This window comes from Limnohabitans sp. (assembly GCF_036804465.1).
Lineage (GTDB): Bacteria > Pseudomonadota > Gammaproteobacteria > Burkholderiales > Burkholderiaceae_C > Limnohabitans.
The window spans coordinates 86,195-103,261 of record NZ_DAIRSK010000008.1 but is presented as its reverse complement, the minus strand read 5'-3'; the positions used below and the strand labels follow the sequence as shown (position 1 = coordinate 103,261).

At 56.3% G+C, this 17,067-nt stretch carries 17 protein-coding genes; 10 read left to right on the top strand and 7 right to left on the bottom strand.

The genetic code is table 11. The features are described from left to right. Window position 1: 1 nt before the first annotated feature. From ruvC to V7Q41_RS06025, 5 genes are read right to left on the bottom strand one after another with little or no spacing between them, the layout of a single operon-like run. Entirely contained in the window at window positions 2-550 is a 549-nt protein-coding gene (ruvC, locus tag V7Q41_RS06045; protein WP_333844223.1) for a crossover junction endodeoxyribonuclease RuvC, read from the bottom strand. Beyond that, a complete protein-coding gene (mtgA, locus tag V7Q41_RS06040) occupies window positions 550-1,284 on the bottom strand; it encodes a monofunctional biosynthetic peptidoglycan transglycosylase (protein WP_333844221.1) in 735 nt (244 codons plus the stop codon). The genes ruvC and mtgA overlap by 1 nt, the downstream gene beginning before the upstream one ends. Window positions 1,285-1,301: 17 nt before the next feature. Next, complete coding sequence (locus tag V7Q41_RS06035; protein ID WP_333844218.1) at window positions 1,302-2,189, bottom strand: energy transducer TonB; 888 nt, start codon at window positions 2,187-2,189, stop codon at window positions 1,302-1,304. Then, complete coding sequence (locus V7Q41_RS06030; RefSeq protein WP_333844215.1) at window positions 2,189-4,279, bottom strand: ribonuclease catalytic domain-containing protein; 2,091 nt, start codon at window positions 4,277-4,279, stop codon at window positions 2,189-2,191. The genes V7Q41_RS06035 and V7Q41_RS06030 overlap by 1 nt, the downstream gene beginning before the upstream one ends. A gap of 23 nt (window positions 4,280-4,302) precedes the next feature. Next, window positions 4,303-4,929: a YqiA/YcfP family alpha/beta fold hydrolase gene (locus V7Q41_RS06025; RefSeq protein WP_333844212.1), complete on the bottom strand. Its 627-nt coding sequence runs from the start codon at window positions 4,927-4,929 to the stop codon at window positions 4,303-4,305. A 54-nt stretch (window positions 4,930-4,983) separates the two neighbouring features. Here V7Q41_RS06025 and rodA point away from each other — a divergent pair, with 54 nt between their 5' ends. The 3 genes from rodA to V7Q41_RS06010 all read left to right on the top strand — a co-directional run bounded on the left by rodA (window position 4,984) and on the right by V7Q41_RS06010 (window position 8,977). After that, on the top strand, window positions 4,984-6,138 hold the full coding sequence (gene rodA, locus V7Q41_RS06020; RefSeq protein WP_333844209.1) for a rod shape-determining protein RodA: 1,155 nt from the start codon (window positions 4,984-4,986) through the stop codon (window positions 6,136-6,138). Window positions 6,139-6,145: 7 nt separating this feature from the next. Then, window positions 6,146-7,606, top strand: a complete 1,461-nt coding sequence (tldD, locus tag V7Q41_RS06015) for a metalloprotease TldD (RefSeq protein WP_333844206.1) — start codon at window positions 6,146-6,148, stop codon at window positions 7,604-7,606. A 261-nt stretch (window positions 7,607-7,867) separates the two neighbouring features. Next, the gene (locus V7Q41_RS06010; protein ID WP_333844203.1) at window positions 7,868-8,977 is read left to right on the top strand and encodes a 3-deoxy-7-phosphoheptulonate synthase; all 1,110 of its coding nucleotides are present in this window, start codon (window positions 7,868-7,870) and stop codon (window positions 8,975-8,977) included. A 404-nt stretch (window positions 8,978-9,381) separates the two neighbouring features. Here the strand turns inward: V7Q41_RS06010 and mpl are convergent, their stop codons facing one another. Further along, on the bottom strand, window positions 9,382-10,824 hold the full coding sequence (gene mpl / locus V7Q41_RS06005; RefSeq protein WP_333844200.1) for a UDP-N-acetylmuramate:L-alanyl-gamma-D-glutamyl-meso-diaminopimelate ligase: 1,443 nt from the start codon (window positions 10,822-10,824) through the stop codon (window positions 9,382-9,384). Window positions 10,825-10,897: 73 nt separating this feature from the next. On the opposite strand from mpl, the gene V7Q41_RS06000 reads away from it, so the two are divergent. The 7 genes from V7Q41_RS06000 to V7Q41_RS05970 all read left to right on the top strand — a co-directional run bounded on the left by V7Q41_RS06000 (window position 10,898) and on the right by V7Q41_RS05970 (window position 16,411). Next, entirely contained in the window at window positions 10,898-11,488 is a 591-nt protein-coding gene (locus V7Q41_RS06000; RefSeq protein ID WP_333844197.1) for a hypothetical protein, read from the top strand. Then, window positions 11,485-12,021, top strand: a complete 537-nt coding sequence (locus tag V7Q41_RS05995) for a TlpA family protein disulfide reductase (protein WP_333844195.1) — start codon at window positions 11,485-11,487, stop codon at window positions 12,019-12,021. The genes V7Q41_RS06000 and V7Q41_RS05995 overlap by 4 nt, the downstream gene beginning before the upstream one ends. A 72-nt stretch (window positions 12,022-12,093) precedes the next feature. Continuing rightward, complete coding sequence (gene accB, locus V7Q41_RS05990) at window positions 12,094-12,546, top strand: acetyl-CoA carboxylase biotin carboxyl carrier protein (protein ID WP_333844193.1); 453 nt, start codon at window positions 12,094-12,096, stop codon at window positions 12,544-12,546. 14 nt (window positions 12,547-12,560) lie between these two features. Then, window positions 12,561-13,910 (top strand): acetyl-CoA carboxylase biotin carboxylase subunit, encoded by a 1,350-nt coding sequence (gene accC, locus V7Q41_RS05985; protein ID WP_333844191.1) that lies wholly within the window; start codon window positions 12,561-12,563, stop codon window positions 13,908-13,910. After that, window positions 13,910-14,791 carry a 50S ribosomal protein L11 methyltransferase gene (gene prmA, locus V7Q41_RS05980; protein WP_333844257.1) on the top strand — a complete coding sequence of 294 codons (882 nt, stop codon included), beginning with the start codon at window positions 13,910-13,912 and terminating at the stop codon, window positions 14,789-14,791. The genes accC and prmA overlap by 1 nt, the downstream gene beginning before the upstream one ends. 1 nt (window position 14,792) lies before the next feature. Continuing rightward, window positions 14,793-15,491: a zinc-ribbon and DUF3426 domain-containing protein gene (locus V7Q41_RS05975; protein WP_333844189.1), complete on the top strand. Its 699-nt coding sequence runs from the start codon at window positions 14,793-14,795 to the stop codon at window positions 15,489-15,491. Between the two features lie 17 nt (window positions 15,492-15,508). Then, window positions 15,509-16,411: a carbohydrate kinase family protein gene (locus tag V7Q41_RS05970; protein ID WP_333844186.1), complete on the top strand. Its 903-nt coding sequence runs from the start codon at window positions 15,509-15,511 to the stop codon at window positions 16,409-16,411. Between the two features lie 118 nt (window positions 16,412-16,529). Here the strand turns inward: V7Q41_RS05970 and V7Q41_RS05965 are convergent, their stop codons facing one another. Continuing rightward, complete coding sequence (locus V7Q41_RS05965) at window positions 16,530-16,961, bottom strand: histone H1-like DNA-binding protein (protein ID WP_333844184.1); 432 nt, start codon at window positions 16,959-16,961, stop codon at window positions 16,530-16,532. Window positions 16,962-17,067: the final 106 nt, after the last annotated feature.

Sequence of the window (17,067 nt, the reverse complement as noted above, 5' to 3'; positions counted from 1 at the left end):
TTTAGCGGCTGCGACCTGCTTTGTAAGAGCCGCTGGCGCTGCTTTGCAAATCACTGGCAGCAGCCAGCCTAGCCATTGACTGGCCTGCATGGGCATGCGTGATGGCAATACCCAGCGCATCGGCGGCATCTGGCCCGGGCAGCCCTGGCAAATGGAGTAAACGCTTCACCATTTCTTGGACTTGTTCTTTTTTTGCCATGCCGTGGCCCGCTACAGCCTGCTTCATTTGCAGGGCGGTGTACTCGGCCACGGGCAAGTTGCAAGTGGCCAACGCGGTGATGCATGCACCCCGTGCTTGGCCAAGCAAGAGCGTGGCTTGAGGGTTGACGTTGACGAACACAATCTCCACGGCTGAAGAGTCGGGTTTGTAGCGCTCCACCACTTCGTGAATGCCATCAAACAAGACCTTTAAACGCTCTGCCAAGTTGCCTTGCAATGCTTTGTTGGTCTTGATCGTGCCGCTGGCCACATACAACAATTGACTGCCGTGCTTTTCCACCACACCAAAGCCGGTGGTACGCAGGCCGGGGTCAATGCCAAGTATGCGCATCACGGCAGTTGTGCGCTGCCCATGCGCATCAAAATGATTTCGGTGCGGCCCGACAGGTATTCAGACTGTGGGAACTTTTGGTAATGCTTGGGGCGAGGCAGCATGACAGCCAAGCGTCCTGCCTCCCATGGCGTGAGCTGAGACGCTGGTTTTTGAAAGTAATGTTGTGCCGCGGCCTCGGCGCCAAAAATACCTTCACCCCATTCCACATGGTTGAGATAGATCTCTAAGATCCGTTGCTTGTCCAAAACAGCTTCAAGCATCACGGTCAGCACAAACTCTTGGCCTTTGCGAATCAAGGTGCGTTCACCCGAGAGAAATAAATTTTTGGCCAACTGCTGGGTGATGGTGGAGCCGCCCACCACTTTGGGGGTGGCTGTGCCTTGCGCTTTTTTACTTGCTTGCAACTCGGCCTTGGCGTTTTTGGCCCAAGCTTTTTCTATCGCCATCCATTGCACGCCATCGTGTTGGGCAAAGATGTCGTCTTCAGACGCAATCACTGCACGCTTGAGATGGTTGGAGATTTGGCTGTAGGGCACCCAGTCTTGACGCCAACGCAAACGGTCTTGGGTGGTGGCGATGCGCCATGCTTGCGAGCGCTCAAACGCGGTGGACTCAGGCGCCACACGTGCCATCACCGCAATGCGAGCCAAGAAGAAAAATTGCAGGCCCAACCCCGCCACCAACACCAGCAATAGCCAGCGCAGCCAAGGGCGAAAGCGTGTGGTGTTCATCGCGGGCTTTGATGGGGTTAATTGGCAGCTTGGCCGCCACGTGTTTGCAAGGTGTTGTCACGGCTGAAGATGAAGCGCGATACCACTGCCAGTTGGTCGGCTTGCTTGCGCATCTCTTCAGAGAATTCACCAAACGGGCCCGCCGCTGTGGCAATCGCTTGGGCGCGGCGATCAAGCTCAGCTTGGCCTGAGCCTTGCACCACTTCGGTGGCCAACACGCGGCCCTCGGTGTTGACGGTGATGATCATGGTCAATTCACCGTAGAGCTTTTGACCGCTGTTGCTGGTAGGAAAGTAGCGCGTGCCACGGTCTTCAATCTTGCGACGCAATGTGTCGTAGTAAAGCGCATAAGCCACTTGTTTGGTGGCTGGGCTCACATAGTGTTTACGCGGGCGAGCATTGTCTTGGTTGATGCGCTCTTCAATCTCAGCCAAGAGCTTGAGTAATTGGCGGCGTTTTTGCTCAATCGCATCTTGTTCGGCTTTTGACTTTTGCGGCTGAGGTGGGGGCAGTTGGGCGAGTACGTTTTTCACTTGCGCCAACAGCAGTGACTGCTCTTGGCGCATGGCAGCCACTTGGCGTTGCATAGCCTCGGCCATGTCGCCCACCGAGGTGGTGGCGGCGCTGGGCAGGGGAGAGGCAGCGCGGCCGTTTTTTTGTTCTCCGCCACCGGCCAGCTGCGTTTGCGCCAAGGCTTGGGCTTTTTCTGGCGCGTCCGCTTTGGCGCTTGTGTTGACCAAAATCACGTCCAGCGGTGTGTCGCTGAAGAGGCGCTCAAAGCGCTCGGGGGCTGCAATGCGCAGCGTGAGCAAAGCGCCGTGAATGGCAAAAGAAATGAACAATGCTTTGTGCAGCCTTGACCAATTCGACCATGACCCAAGCTTGAATGACAACGGCGAGGCCATCACACTGCAGAGCCTTGCATCGTGGTTGGCTCGTTCACATCCATCGCCAAAGCAATGGGCCCTGCTGCGCTGTCATCTTCGTCATCCGTCATCTCGGCTTGCTCAGTGCTAGAAGGTGCATTGGCTTCCAAGATGTGCAGCAGATGGCCGCTGATGTCTAGGCTGATGTCATCTATCGCACTGAGGCGCAGCTGAATGCGTGCGCCGCGAGGCAAGTCGTTGCCACCCAACACGGGCAAGACCAAGGGCAAGTCATCGGCACGTGCCATGGGCGCTTGGCCAGGGAAGACTTTGAACACCGTGGCACTGAGCTCGGTGATGCGGTGTTGCTTCAGGTATTGCAGCGTCCAGAAACGTTCCATGCCGTTTTGGTAGGCGTTGTAAGCGCCGTATGCGCCATCGAATGCCGAAATGATAGAGAACAGCTCGGTGTCTTTAGGTTTGAAAGGTGCGGCCAATGCGGCTGTGCTGCCGTGCTTGGCGCAGGCAATGATTTGCCATTGGTTGACAAGGTCGGTGTAGCGGCGCAGTGGGGAGGTGCTCCATGCATAGCTGGGCACGCCAATGCCCGCGTGCGGTAAGGCCTTGGTGCCCATGCGCACTTTGACGCCGGGCAGCAGGCTGGCTTGGCTGCGGTAGATGCCGGGGACACCGAGCTCGGCCATCCAATTGCCCCACGTGCTGTTGGCCAAAATCATGGCTTCGGCCACCATCAGGTCAAGGGGTGCGCCGCGTTGACGGATGCTGATTTGCACTTGTTCTTCGCCCGTGGGTGCTAGCCCACTTTTCGGATCCCGCGGTGCGCCGTCATTGCCCACCAAGCGGAAGTTGTAGTCAGGGCGGTTGAAGTTTTCGGGCTTGCCTCGCACCACTTCGCGTTGGGCTTTGAGGTGTTGGGCCAAGCGGAACAGGAAAGCGAGTTGTGCGCGTGGCATAGCGGGTTCTACAACGCCAGCAACGTGCATGAAGCTTGCGTCATTCAACCAAGCTTCGGTCACGATGGCGTCAAGTTGGTCGTGGCGTAAGTTGGCGGCAATCGGCACGCGCTCCACGCGCGTTTGGGTGCTTTGCAGGATGAGCGTGGCTTCATCAAAGCTGACATAAAGCGACACCGCAGGGCAGTCGCGTCCTTCTTGCAGGGTGTAGCGTTGCACCACATCGTCTGGCAGCATGGTGATTTTGTAGCCAGGCATGTAGACGGTGGACAAGCGGTTGCGGCCGAGTTGGTCAATCGCGTCGCCTGGCTTCAAAGCCAGCGCAGGCGCTGCAATGTGAATGCCGAGTGTGACGATGCCCGTGCCCAGGCCTTGCACGGACAAAGCATCGTCAATTTCAGTGGTTTGTGAGTCGTCGATCGAATAGGCTTGCACATGCGCCAGTGGCAATTCGTCCGCAATGGCGGGGGCTTGAAGGTTAGGAAAACCCGTGCCCTTGGGAAAGTTGTCAAACAAAAAGCGCTGCCAGTGGAACTGATAGGCCGAGTTGATGGCGCCTGCTTTTTGTAGCAACGCGAGCGGGGCGGTTTGAGTGGCGCGAGCTGCTTCGACCACGGCCTTGTATTCGGGCGCGTTTTTGTCGGGCTTGAACAAAATTTTGTAGAGCTGCGATTGGATGGGCGCGGGGCAGGCGCCTTGGGCCAGCTCGGCCGCCCAACTGTCAATCTGCGCTTGAATTTGTTTTTTCTTTTCGATGCCTGCAAGGGCTTGGGCAATCACCTCGGCCGTGGCCTTTTTGAAGCGGCCTTTGCCAGCGCGGCGAAAGTAATGCGGGGCTTCAAACAAGCGAAACAGCGCCGCAGTTTGTTCGGTGAGTGTGGCTTGGGTGCTGAAGTATTCGCGGGCGAGGTCGGCAAAGTCAAAGTCATCCTCGGGGGCGAATTCCCAGGCCAGGTCGAGCTCGATGGTGGCGCTTAAAGCTTGTGCCTCTCGCACCAAGTCAGCGGGTGAGGGCTTGTCAAACTTGAGCAGCACATGGGCGGCCTTGACCTTGAGTCGTTTGCCGGATTCCAACTCGATTTGGGCCGAGCTATCTGCTTCGGAAAGGATGCGGCCCGTCTGGAATTTTCCAGCGTCTTCAAACAATGCGTACATACAAAGATTGTCCCATGCGCCGTCTAGGGCGCCGGCTGCAAATTGAGAAATTCCAACACTTGGGGAAGGTAGGCTTCAAAGTTGCTGAGGGCATGGTCGCCTTCCTCCAGCAGCACTTGCTGCGCGCCAGGGTAGCGGGCTGTCATTTCGCGCCAGTCCAGCACCTCGTCGCCTTTGGCAATCAATGCCCACACACGTTCTGGGTGGGGCAGTGGGCCGACTTCTAAGGCGCTCAACTCGCCCACAAACTCAGCGTCAAAGAAAAAACGCTCGGCGGGATCGTGCCAAGCAGTTTGTTCACCAATATATTTGGCCAAATCGCGGGCTGGATCAATGGCGGGGTTGAGCAGCACCGCTTTGCAACCCCGCTGGGCCGCCAGCCAGGTGGCGTAAAAACCGCCCAGCGATGAGCCTATCACCGCCATGCGGTTTGCAGGCCAGTCAGCGGTACCCGATTGAATGAGGTCGCAAGCCGCCAAAGGCGAGGGCGGCAGCTGCGGACACCACCATTTGATGTGCGCAAACTGTGCGCCCATGATGGCCGCCATTTGTCGCGCTTTGACCGACTGGGGCGAGGAGCGAAACCCATGCAAATACAGCACATGGGTGGTGGATGTCTGGCTGGCTAAAGAATGGCTTGGCGTTGTCATGTCTCATGCTAGCAGCGCCACTCGAAGTGCCCCACAACAGGGGATAATCTGGCCATGTCTACCGTGATTCACAAACCCAGCCCGTTTCAAAGACTAAGGCCTTTGCTCAAAGGCTTTGATGGTCCTTTGGCGTTTGGCATTTTCATATTGGCCTGCGCGGGCATGTTGACCATGTACTCGTCTGGTTTTGCCAACGGTGCGCGATTTTTTGACCACGGGCGCAACATGCTGATCGCAGGCTTCATCATGTTTGTGGTGGCCCAAATTCCACCGCAGCGTTTGATGGCCTTTGCCGTACCGATTTACACAGTGGGTGTTGCTTTGTTGGTGGCAGTGGCCTTGTTTGGTTTGACCAAAAAGGGCGCACGCCGTTGGCTCAATATCGGCATCGTGATTCAGCCCAGTGAAATCATGAAAATCGCCATGCCTTTGATGTTGGCTTGGTGGTTTCAAAAGCGCGAAGGTCAGTTGCGCCCACTCGACTTTTTTGTGGCGGGTATGTTGCTGCTGATTCCTGTAGGTTTGATCATGCGTCAGCCTGATTTGGGCACTGCCATTTTGGTGTTGTCGGCGGGCATGGCTGTGATTTTCTTTGCGGGCTTGAGCTGGTGGCTCATCGTTCCCCCCATCATTTTGGGTGTCATGGGCGTGGGCTTGGTGGTGTGGTTTGAGCCTACCTTGTGCGCGGATGGATTCCGTTGGCCCATCCTGCACGACTACCAACAGCAGCGAATTTGCACCTTGCTAGATCCCTCGCGAGATCCGTTGGGTAAGGGCTTTCACATTATTCAGGGCATGATCGCCATTGGTTCGGGGGGCTTTTGGGGCAAGGGCTTTATGCAAGGCACGCAAACCCATTTGGACTTTATTCCAGAGCGCACCACTGACTTTGTGTTTGCTGCGTTTGGTGAAGAGTTTGGCCTCATTGGCAACTTGTTGTTGCTTGGCGCCTTCATCTTTTTGATTCTGCGAGGCTTGGCCATCGCGGTGGAAGGCCCCACGCTGTTTGCGCGCTTGTTGGCCGGCAGCGTGACCCTCAGCTTCTTTATCTATGCCTTCGTGAACATGGGCATGGTCAGCGGCATGTTGCCGGTGGTGGGTGTGCCCCTGCCTTTCATCAGCTACGGCGGCACGGCCATGGTGACACTGGGCTTAGGCTTAGGGATATTGATGTCGGTTGCCAAAGCCAAACAGTTGGTGCAGTCATAATTCGCGTATGATTTCACGTGAACCTACCCTTGAGCGATTGGCCATTGCCCGTCAACTGTTGTTAGAGCCTTTCGGTCTTGACGAGACCGACTTGGCTAAAACCTTGGCCGAAATCAAAGCGCACAAGGTTGACGAAGCCGATTTGTATTTTCAATACACCCGCTCTGAGGGCTGGAGCTTGGAAGAGGGCATTGTCAAAACCGGCTCCTTCAGCATCGACCAAGGCGTGGGCGTGCGTGCTGTGAGCGGCGAAAAAACAGCCTTTGCGTATTCAGACGATATCTCCAAAGCCTCTTTGTTGGACGCTGCACGGACGGTGCGCACGATTGGTGCAGCTGCCAAAGGCGGTCGCGTCAAAGTGGCTGCGCGCAAAGTGGCCCCTGGTCGTACTTTGTATGGCGGCTTGGACCCCATCGCTTCGCTCAACAGCACCGAGAAGGTCGAGCTCTTAGGCCGTGTCGAGCAAATGGCCCGTGCCAAAGACCCCCGTGTGATTCAAGTCATGGCCGGTTTGGCCAGCGAATTCGACGTGGTCATGGTGGTGCGCGCCGATGGCACCTTGGCTGCCGATGTGCGACCTTTGGTGCGCCTCAGTGTGACGGTGATTGCCGAGCAAAATGGTCGCCGTGAAGTGGGTTCGGCGGGTGGCGGTGGTCGCTTTGGGCTGGGTCATTTCGATGACGCGCTGGCGCAAAGCTATGTGGATGAAGCCGTGCAATGCGCCCTCACCAACCTCGATGCACGCCCTGCTCCTGCCGGCGAGATGAGCGTGGTATTGGGCTCGGGCTGGCCGGGCATCTTGTTGCACGAAGCGATTGGACACGGTTTGGAAGGTGACTTCAACCGCAAAGGCTCTAGCGCGTTCAGCGGCCGCATCGGCCAACGCGTGGCCGCCAAGGGCGTGACGGTGCTCGATGACGGCACCCTGCCCGACCGCCGTGGTTCACTCAATGTGGATGACGAAGGCAACCCCAGCCAAAGCAATGTGCTGATTGAAGACGGCATTTTGAAGGGCTACATCCAAGACAACATGAATGCCCGATTGATGGGTGTCAAGCCCACGGGCAACGGCCGACGTGAAAGTTACGCCCATGTGCCGATGCCGCGCATGACCAACACCTATATGTTGGGCGGTGACAAATCGCCTGAGGAAATTGTGGCTAGCCTCAAAAAGGGCCTGTATGCAGTGAACTTCGGCGGCGGCCAAGTGGACATCACCTCAGGCAAGTTTGTGTTTTCTACGTCTTTGGCGTATTGGGTGGAGAACGGCAAAATTCAATACCCGGTCAAAGGCGCGACCTTGGTGGGCAATGGCCCAGATGCCCTGACACGGGTGAGCTTGATGGGCAACGACATGCAACTTGACCCCGGCGTGGGCACCTGTGGCAAAGAAGGCCAGAGTGTGCCTGTGGGGGTGGGACAGCCGACTTTGCGCATTGATGGTCTGACGGTGGGTGGGACAGCCTAAAGGACATCGGCGTCACAGCTCCGATGTCCCGTGTCAACCCCAGCGCTTTGTCAGAAAACTGCCATATGCCTTGTGCTACATTTCAATTCATGAGTTCAAACCGTTTTTATTTTGCTTACTTCTTTATCTCACGCCCCCACGGCGGTCGAGAGATCTGAACGTAGCCCAAACGCTCTGAACTCCAAACCAACCGCCGGAATCCCCGGCGGTTTTTTTTTACCAAATCCTTTCATCACTTTTTTCAAACTTCAGGACGAGACCATGAAAACGATCCCCGCTTATGCGAGCCACGTTGAAATCACCAGTCAAACCGACGATCAACGTATCAAGGACATCACCGTGTTGCCTCCGCCCGAACATTTGATTCGCTTTTTTCCCATTCAGGGAACGCCTGTTGAAAAGCTCATCACCCAGACCCGCAAAACCATTCACCACCTCATGCACGGCAAAGACGATCGCTTGCTGGTGGTGATTGGCCCATGCTCCATCCACGACCCCGCGGCCGCGATGGACTACGCGCGCCGTTTGCAGCCGCTGCGCGAAAAATACGCCGACACCTTGGAGATCGTGATGCGGGTGTACTTTGAAAAGCCACGGACCACCGTGGGTTGGAAGGGCTTGATCAATGACCCGTATTTGGATGAGAGCTTTCGTATCGACGAAGGCTTGCGGATTGCACGCCAGTTGCTGATTGAAATCAACCGCCTTGGTCTTCCCGCAGGCAGCGAATTTTTAGACGCCATCAGCCCCCAATACATTGGCGACTTGATTTCGTGGGGTGCGATTGGGGCGCGAACAACCGAGAGCCAAGTGCACCGCGAATTGGCCTCGGGTATTTCTGCGCCCATCGGCTTCAAGAACGGTACCGACGGCAATATCAAAATCGCCACCGACGCGATTCAGGCGGCTGCCGGTGCGCATCACTTCTTGTCGATCCACAAAAACGGCCAAGTGGCGATTGTGCAAACCAAGGGCAACAAAGACTGCCACGTCATTCTGCGCGGCGGCAAAGCCCCCAACTACGATGCAGCCAGCGTCACCGCCGCCTGCGAAGAGTTGGCCAAAGCCAAACTTCCCGCTTCACTGATGGTGGATTGCAGCCACGCCAACAGCAGCAAGCAGCATGAGCGTCAGTTGGTGGTGGCCCAAGACATTGCCGCGCAAATCAGCGGCGGTTCGCACCAAGTGTTTGGTGTGATGATTGAGAGCCATATTTTGGGTGGTGCGCAGAAGTTCACACCTGGCAAGGATGATGTGTCTCAGCTGGAATACGGCAAGAGCATCACCGATGCATGTTTGGATTGGAACGACTCGGTGGCTGCGCTGGACGTGTTGTCTGAGGCTGTGGTGGCGCGTCGTCAGCGTTCGTGATTTTGGGTTGGTTCGGAGCTGGGTTGGTTTGGCCTGGCTTCGTTTCGTTTCGTTTCGTTTCGATGGCTGATACGCCGAGAGCGCGGTATCTGACTTGGCTTGACGTCCCTTCGGGCCGTGATGGCGCCAAATCAGACACCGCGCTCTCGGCGTTTGGGTGTACGAAAGACTTCATGCCTACCAATGGGTGTGCCCGCAGTGTTCTCGAACTGCGAGGCAGGAGCAGGCACCAAGACAGTTGAAGTGCTCACTCCCAGCACGCAGAGAAGTCAGTGCCTGATGCGACGCCATCACGGCCCGCAGGGACGTTAAGCCGTGTCAGGTGCTGGCCGCTCTGTGTGCGTGCGAAAGAAGCACAACGCGCTAAGACGAAAAGCAGGCGACCGACATCTGGGCGAAAGAGCTTACTCAGCCAAAGCCGCCAACAACTTGGCATGAATCCCACCAAACCCACCATTGCTCATACACAGCACATGGTCACCCGCTTGCGCAGCAGCCACCACTTGCGCAATGACTTCGTCCACCGAGCCCGCCACCAAAGCCCGCGCTCCCATGGGCAACAAAGCTTCCACCGCATCCCAGTCCAGACCGCCCGAGTGGCAAAACGCCAAATCGACATCTGCCAAACTCCAAGGTAGCTGCGACTTCATCGTGCCCAGCTTCATCGTGTTGCTGCGCGGCTCAAACACCGCCAAGATGCGTGCGTTGGGCCCCACTTTGCGACGCAGGCCGTCGACGGTGGTGCGAATGGCGGTGGGATGGTGCGCAAAGTCGTCGTACACCGTGAGCTCACCGCCCGCGCGTGGCACAGTGCCGCGGACTTCCATACGACGCCGCACGTTTTGAAACTCGGTCAATGAAGCCGCGGCTTGCGCAGGCGACACGCCCAGGTGCTCAGCGGCGGCGATGGCGGCCAAGGCGTTGAGTTGGTTGTGCACGCCCGTGATGTCCCACTGCACACGGCCCACTTCAAGGCCTCGGTGCAGCACGGCAAAGTTGTCGGGCTCGCCTTGGATAGACCATCCCTCTGAACCTGTCGCGTTGGTGTTGACGCCAAACTTGGCCACGCCGCTCCAGCAGCCTTGGTCCAACACACGTTGCAAGCTGTCTTCGTCTGCATTCACCACCATACGGCCGCTGCCAGGCACGGTGCGCACCAAGTGGTGGAATTGGCGCTCAATGGCGGCGAGGTCGTCAAAGATGTCAGCGTGGTCGAATTCGAGGTTGTTCAAAATCGCCGTGCGTGGGTGGTAGTGCACAAACTTGCTGCGCTTGTCAAAAAAGGCGGTGTCGTATTCGTCGGCCTCAATGACAAAGGGCGTGCGCTTGTGCGCGGCCACCTCAGCGTCCGAACTCAAACGGCCCAACCGAGCAGACACGCCAAAGTTCATGGGCACGCCGCCGACCAAGAAGCCCGGCTCTAAGCCCGCTGCTTGAAGAATCCAAGCCAGCATAGAGGTGGTGGTGGTTTTGCCGTGCGTGCCCGCCACGGCCAGCACATGTCGAGGCTGGCTCGGGTGGTTCAGTATGTTTTCAGCCAGCCACTGCGGACCGCTGGTGTAGCTGGCGCCGCTTTCTAAGATGGCTTCCATCAATGGGAATTTGGGGCTGCCGTCAGCCAAGTGGGCGCGCGAAACCACGTTGCCGATCACGTACACATCGGGATTGAGTTGGGCTTGCTCAGCACCAAAGCCTTCAATCAGTTCAATGCCAAGGCTGCGCAGTTGATCGCTCATGGGCGGATACACAGCTGCGTCGCACCCCGTTACCTGATGACCCGCTTCACGCGCCAATGCAGCCAGCCCACCCATGAACGTGCCGCAAATTCCCAAAATATGTATATGCATCCACCCATTTTAGGAGGGTGTTTCAGCGGGCTTTGAGCAAAGCGCACTGGGGGGCCTCACAATCACGCCCTATATGAATACGGTTCAAGAAGAAATTGCAGCCACCGCAGCCCGCATGGTGGTGGAAGAGGGGCTGGAATATGGCCCCGCTAAGCGTCGCGCGGTCAAGCAGCTGGGTTTGAACGCCCGTGCGCAGTTGCCCAACAACGACCAAGTGGAAGAGGCCGTGCGCGAGTACCTTGCGCTTTTTTGTGCCGACACGCAGTCGGCCGAACTCAAGGTCTTGCGCGAGTTGGCCGCGCAGTGGATGGCGCGCATGGCAGCCTTCAGACCGCATTTGGGCGGTGCGGTCTGGCGGGGCACGGCCACCGGTTTGTCAGACATTTATCTGCAGTTGTTCTGCGATGACTCCAAATCAGCTGAGATTAGCCTGATTGACCACCAAGTGCGCTATGAGGTCAGCACGGTTCAAGGTTTTCAAGGCGAGGCCATTGATGCCCTGAGCATTTTGTGTGCTTGCCCAGGCTTGCCCCAAAAAGTGCTGGTCCACCTGATGATTTATGACTTAGACGATCTGCGTGGCGCCTTGAAGCCAGATGGGCAAGGCAGATCGTATCGCGGAGATTTGGCGGCATTAAATAAGTTAATGAAGGATGTTGAATGACGATCAATACAAATAGACGTACGGCCATGTATGCAGGGGTGGCGGCGCTGGCGGCTATCGCAGGTGCTGGCGTGGCTTGGCAGCGTCATGCGGTGCAAGGCTCAAATGACATCGCAACGGATGTGATGCAAACTTTTTGGGCGGCTGAGTTTGACACCCCCACAGGTGAAACTTTGCCCATGTCTGCTTTTCAGGGCCGCCCCTTGGTGGTTAACTTTTGGGCCACTTGGTGCTCACCTTGTGTAGAGGAAATGCCTTTAATTGACGTCTTCTTTCGTCAAAATCAAAAAAATGGCTGGCAAGTCCTTGGTTTAGCGATTGATCAACCGAGCCGAGTTCGTCAGTTTTTGAGCCAATATCCAGTGAGTTACGCCATTGGCTTGGCTGGGTTGAACGGAACAGAACTGGGCAAAAATCTTGGCAACGAGGTGGGTGGTTTGCCCTTCACCGTGGTTTTGGATGCGCGAGGGCGTGTGATTCAGAGAAAAATGGGGAAATTGAGTTCCGAAGACATGCGCAAATGGGTGGCCTAGGTAGTTTTAACAACTTCTGATTTGTAAATTGGTGTAAATTAGCTGCTTATTTACAACAAATAGGATGTAGTTATGGATTTGCGAAAACTCAAGACGTTGATAGACCTGGTCTCTGACTCCAATGTGTCTGAACTCGAAATCACAGAGGCAGAAGGCACGGTCCGTATCGTTAAGAGTGCGCCAGCGCCTGTGGCGATGGTGACGCAAATGGCTGCACCCATGCCAGTGGCTGCGCCCGTGGCAGCTGCCCCAACGCCAGTTGCAGCCCCCGAGGTCGAGGCCGTGTCGGCTGGTCATGTCGTCAAGTCGCCGATGGTGGGTACCTTCTACCGCTCCTCTAGCCCAGGTGCCAAATCGTTTGCCGAAGTCGGCCAACAGGTCAAAGAAGGCGAGACCATCTGCATCATCGAAGCCATGAAGATCTTGAACGAGATTGAAGCTGACAAGGCTGGCACGATCACCAAAATCTTGGCCGAAAACGGCCAGGCAGTGGAATACGGCGCACCCCTGTTCATCATTGAATAAGGGGCGAGTCGTTCATGTTTAAAAAAATCCTGATCGCCAACCGTGGCGAAATCGCCCTGCGTATTCAACGCGCCTGTCGAGAACTGGGTGTCAAAGCGGTGATGGTCTATTCAGAAGCCGACCGTGACGCCAAGTACGTCAAATTGGCTGACGAAGCCGTGTGTATTGGCCCTGCGTCATCCGCGCTGAGCTACCTCAACATGCCTGCCATCATTGCGGCGGCTGAAGTGACAGACTCTGAAGCCATTCATCCTGGCTATGGTTTTTTGAGCGAAAACGCCGACTTTGCTGAACGCGTTGAAAAGAGTGGCTTTCAATTCATAGGCCCAACCGCTGAATCCATTCGCATCATGGGCGACAAGGTGTCGGCCAAGCAAGCCATGATCAAAGCGGGTGTGCCATGCGTACCCGGCTCTGAAGGCGAGTTGCCTGACGATCCTGCCACCATCAAGCGCATCGCCAAGAGCGTGGGCTACCCCGTCATCATCAAAGCTGCTGGCGGTGGGGGTGGTCGCGGCATGCGCGTGGTGCATACCGAAGCTGCCCTGATCAACGCGGTGGCCATGACCAAAGCCGAAGCGGGCTCGGTATTTGGCAATCCCGCGGTTTACATGGAGAAATACCTGCAAAACCCTCGCCACATCGAAATTCAAATCTTGGCTGATAAACACAAGAGCGCGGTGTATTTGGGTGAGCGCGATTGCTCCATGCAGCGTCGGCACCAAAAAGTGATTGAAGAAGCGCCGGCTCCCGGCATTCCACGCAAGTTGATCGAAAAGATTGGCGAGCGTTGTACGGCAGCTTGTAAAAAGATCAATTACCGCGGTGCGGGTACGTTTGAGTTTTTGTACGAAAACGGCGAGTTTTATTTCATTGAAATGAACACCCGCGTCCAGGTGGAACACCCTGTGACCGAATTCATCACCGGCGTGGACATTGTGAAAACGCAAATCATGGTGGCGGCTGGCTTGAAGCTGCCGTTCTTACAGCGTGACATCCAAGTGCGTGGCCACTCGATCGAGTGCCGTATCAACGCGGAAGACCCGTTTAAGTTCACCCCCTCGCCTGGCCGCATCACCATGTGGCACGCGCCCGGTGGCCCTGGCGTGCGAGTGGATTCACACATCTACACCAACTACTCCGTGCCGCCTAACTACGACTCCATGATCGGCAAAATCATTGTGCACGGTGACACCCGGGACGAAGCCTTGGCTCGCATGCGTACGGCATTGAACGAAACCTTGGTGGAAGGCATCAACACCAACATTGCGTTGCACCGCGAATTGATGGTGGACGCCAAGTTCATGGCCGGTGGCACCAACATTCACTACTTGGAAGAGTGGCTCGCTGCTCACAAGCGCTGATGTTTGAGTTGCGTCTGATGTGCCCCGAAGAAAGTGTTGAAGCTGCTTGCGAGGCGCTGGATGCACTCGACGCCCTGAGTGTGTCTGTCGAAGACGCCGATGCCCAAACCGATGCCGAGCAAGCCTTGTTTGGAGAGCCCGGCATGCCGCCACCCAAAGAAGGCTGGAAGCGTTCGCGCATCATTGCCTTGTTTGACCAAGAGTCGATGGCCCAAGACGCTTCACGTTTGTTGAGCTTGCAAGATTTTTTTGCCGACAGTCAAGTGCTGGGGATTCAACCGGTTGCTGTTCAAGACTGGGTGCGTTTGACGCAGTCGCAATTTGCGCCCGTAGAAATAACGCCTGAGTTTTGGATTGTTCCAACATGGCACGAGCCACCCGAGCAAGCCCAACACATCATTCGACTGGACCCAGGTCTGGCATTTGGCACCGGCACACACCCCACCACCCGCATGTGCTTGCGTTGGATTGCCTCACATGACATGAGCCATCAACGCGTGCTGGACTACGGCTGTGGTTCTGGCATTTTGGCCATTGGCGCGGCCATGCACGGTGCCAACCAGGTTGATGCCGTTGACATTGACAACGCCGCAGTGACGGCCACAGAGCGCAATGCCGATGCCAACCACGTGCGCTTGAACACAGGCTTGCCCGACAAAGCCTCGGGCCACTACCAAACTGTGTTGGCCAATATTTTGGCCACGCCGCTCAAGGTTTTGGCTCCGTTGCTACGCAACCACGTGGCCCCTGGTGGACAATTGGTGTTGGCTGGCATCTTGGAGCGACAAGCCCAAGAGCTCAAAGATGCTTACGCGCCGTATTGCACACTGCAAGTGAGCGACACGCAAGACGGCTGGATTTTGATGACCGCACACTGCTGACATGCACATCACCCACTGCCCCGAATGCCAGACTGCCTTTAAGGTGTCACCCCAACAGCTCGAGCTTGCCAAGGGCTGGGTGCGGTGTGGACGCTGTTCACATGTGTTTGAGGCGGCCTTGCACTTTGAAGCGTCCACCGAAATCCCGGCGCCACCTCAGCCTAGTGCCCATGCGCCTTCGCTGTTTCGTGCGGCGATGGCACCTGCCTCGGCCAGCGCACCCTCGGCTGCTTCTGTCGATGTCGCTATGCCTGTTGCGTGGCTGGCGGGGGCTACGTTGCTGTTGATGACCTTGGTCATGCAGTGGGTGCTTGTCCAACGCAATTGGTTGGCTGCACATGAGCCCGCTGTGCGCCCCTTGCTCGCATCCCTTTGCGCTTGCGAAATCACCTGGCCTCGTGAACCCGAGGCAGTCCTGATTGAAAGCAGCAGCTTTACCGAAAACCCGCAAGGTGGCTACACCGTTCAGCTGCGTTTGAAAAATACGCAACACCATCCCGTGGCCATGCCAGCTTTGGAGTTGAGCCTGACCGATTTACAAGACCAAATCTTGGTACGTCGTGTATTCACCGCACAAGAGTTGTCTGGCAAAGACCATGTCCAAGCCTTGCGCGATGTGCGCACGACCTTGAACTTTGACTTAGATGACAAGGTGAGCCAGCGCGTCATTGGTTTTCGTGCCTTCATTTTTTACCCTTAATTTTTGAAAGTTCTTGTATGGCATCGCTGATTTGCGGCTCGCTCGCGTTTGACTCCATCATGAGTTTTGAAGGTCGATTTGCTGAGCAAATCTTGCCGGATCAATTACACATCTTGAACGTGTCTTTCTTGGTACCCGCCTTGCGTCGTGACTTTGGGGGTTGCGCTGGCAACATTGCCTACAGTTTGAAAGCATTGGGCGGCACGCCCGTGCCCATGGCCACCTTGGGTACGGATGCAGCTGACTATTTGCAGCGTCTCACAACCTTGGGCATCTCAACCGAGTACGTTCGTCAAGTCGAAGGCAGCTATACCGCGCAAGCCATGATCATGACCGACCGTGACAACAACCAAATCACAGCCTTTCACCCCGGGGCGATGATGCAAGCGCATCTCACCAAGATTGAAAAACGTGACGACATCAAGTTGGCCATCATCTCGCCCGATGGGCGCGATGCCATGATTCAGCATGCCGAGCAACTCAAGGCGGCCGATATCCCATTTGTGTTCGATCCTGGCCAAGGTCTGCCGATGTTTGATGGCGCTGACTTGTTGAGGTTCATCGACCAAGCGACTTGGGTTACTGTCAACGACTACGAAGGCAAGATGCTGAGCGACCGCACGGGTCTGAGCCATGCAGAACTTTCACGCCGCGTCCAAGGCCTGATCGTTACCTTGGGTGCCCAAGGTTGCGAAGTGTGGATCAACGGTGAAATGACCCTGGTGCCGCCCGTGAAGGCCTCGGCTGTCGTCGACCCCACAGGTTGCGGTGATGCTTGGCGCGGTGCGCTGTTGTTTGGTTTGGAGCAAGGCTGGTCTTTGGCCAAATGCGCCGCTTTGGGTAACCAAGTGGGTGCTCTCAAAATTGCCCAACGCGGCCCACAAAACTACAGCGTGGATGGTTTATCCATGCCTGACTAAGCCGAGCTTGTGCGGGCGCGGTCAGCCAAATAGCGGGCAAAGAGCGGGCAAAGAAAAAGCCCGAGGCCTTGCGGCGACGGGCTTGAGCATCGGTAAACCGAGCCTTGATCAGTGACGATTAAGGCTTGCTTGCTGTTGGGAAAGGCCAAGCAGCTTGCGGGTTCAACGTGGTCTGTGCGCGGGCAGCGGGTGCTTTCGCAGCTTTCTTTGCAGCAGGCTTTTTAGCGGCTTTTTTCGCAGCTGGTTTTTTGGCAGCAGGCTTTTTAGCAGCTGTTTTCTTGGCGGCTACCTTTTTGGCAGCAGGCTTTTTAGCGGCTACTTTTTTAGCTGCTGGCTTCTTAGCTGCAACTTTTTTGGCAGCAGGCTTTTTGGCCGCTACTTTTTTAGCTGCTGGCTTCTTAGCTGCGACTTTTTTAGCAGCGGGCTTTTTGACCGCTACTTTTTTAGCTGCAGGCTTTTTAGCCGCGACTTTCTTAGCTGCTGGCTTTTTGGCCGCGACAGCTTTCTTTGCAGGGGCCTTTTTAGCGGCCGGTTTTTTTGCAGTTGCCATTTCTGTTCTCCTAGATCGAATTTAGATCATTGGGTGAAAAACACTTCGCACGGGTTTTGTGTGCAAAGCGATTCATGGCGCTGGACCCGGGTCCAACCCCATGAAC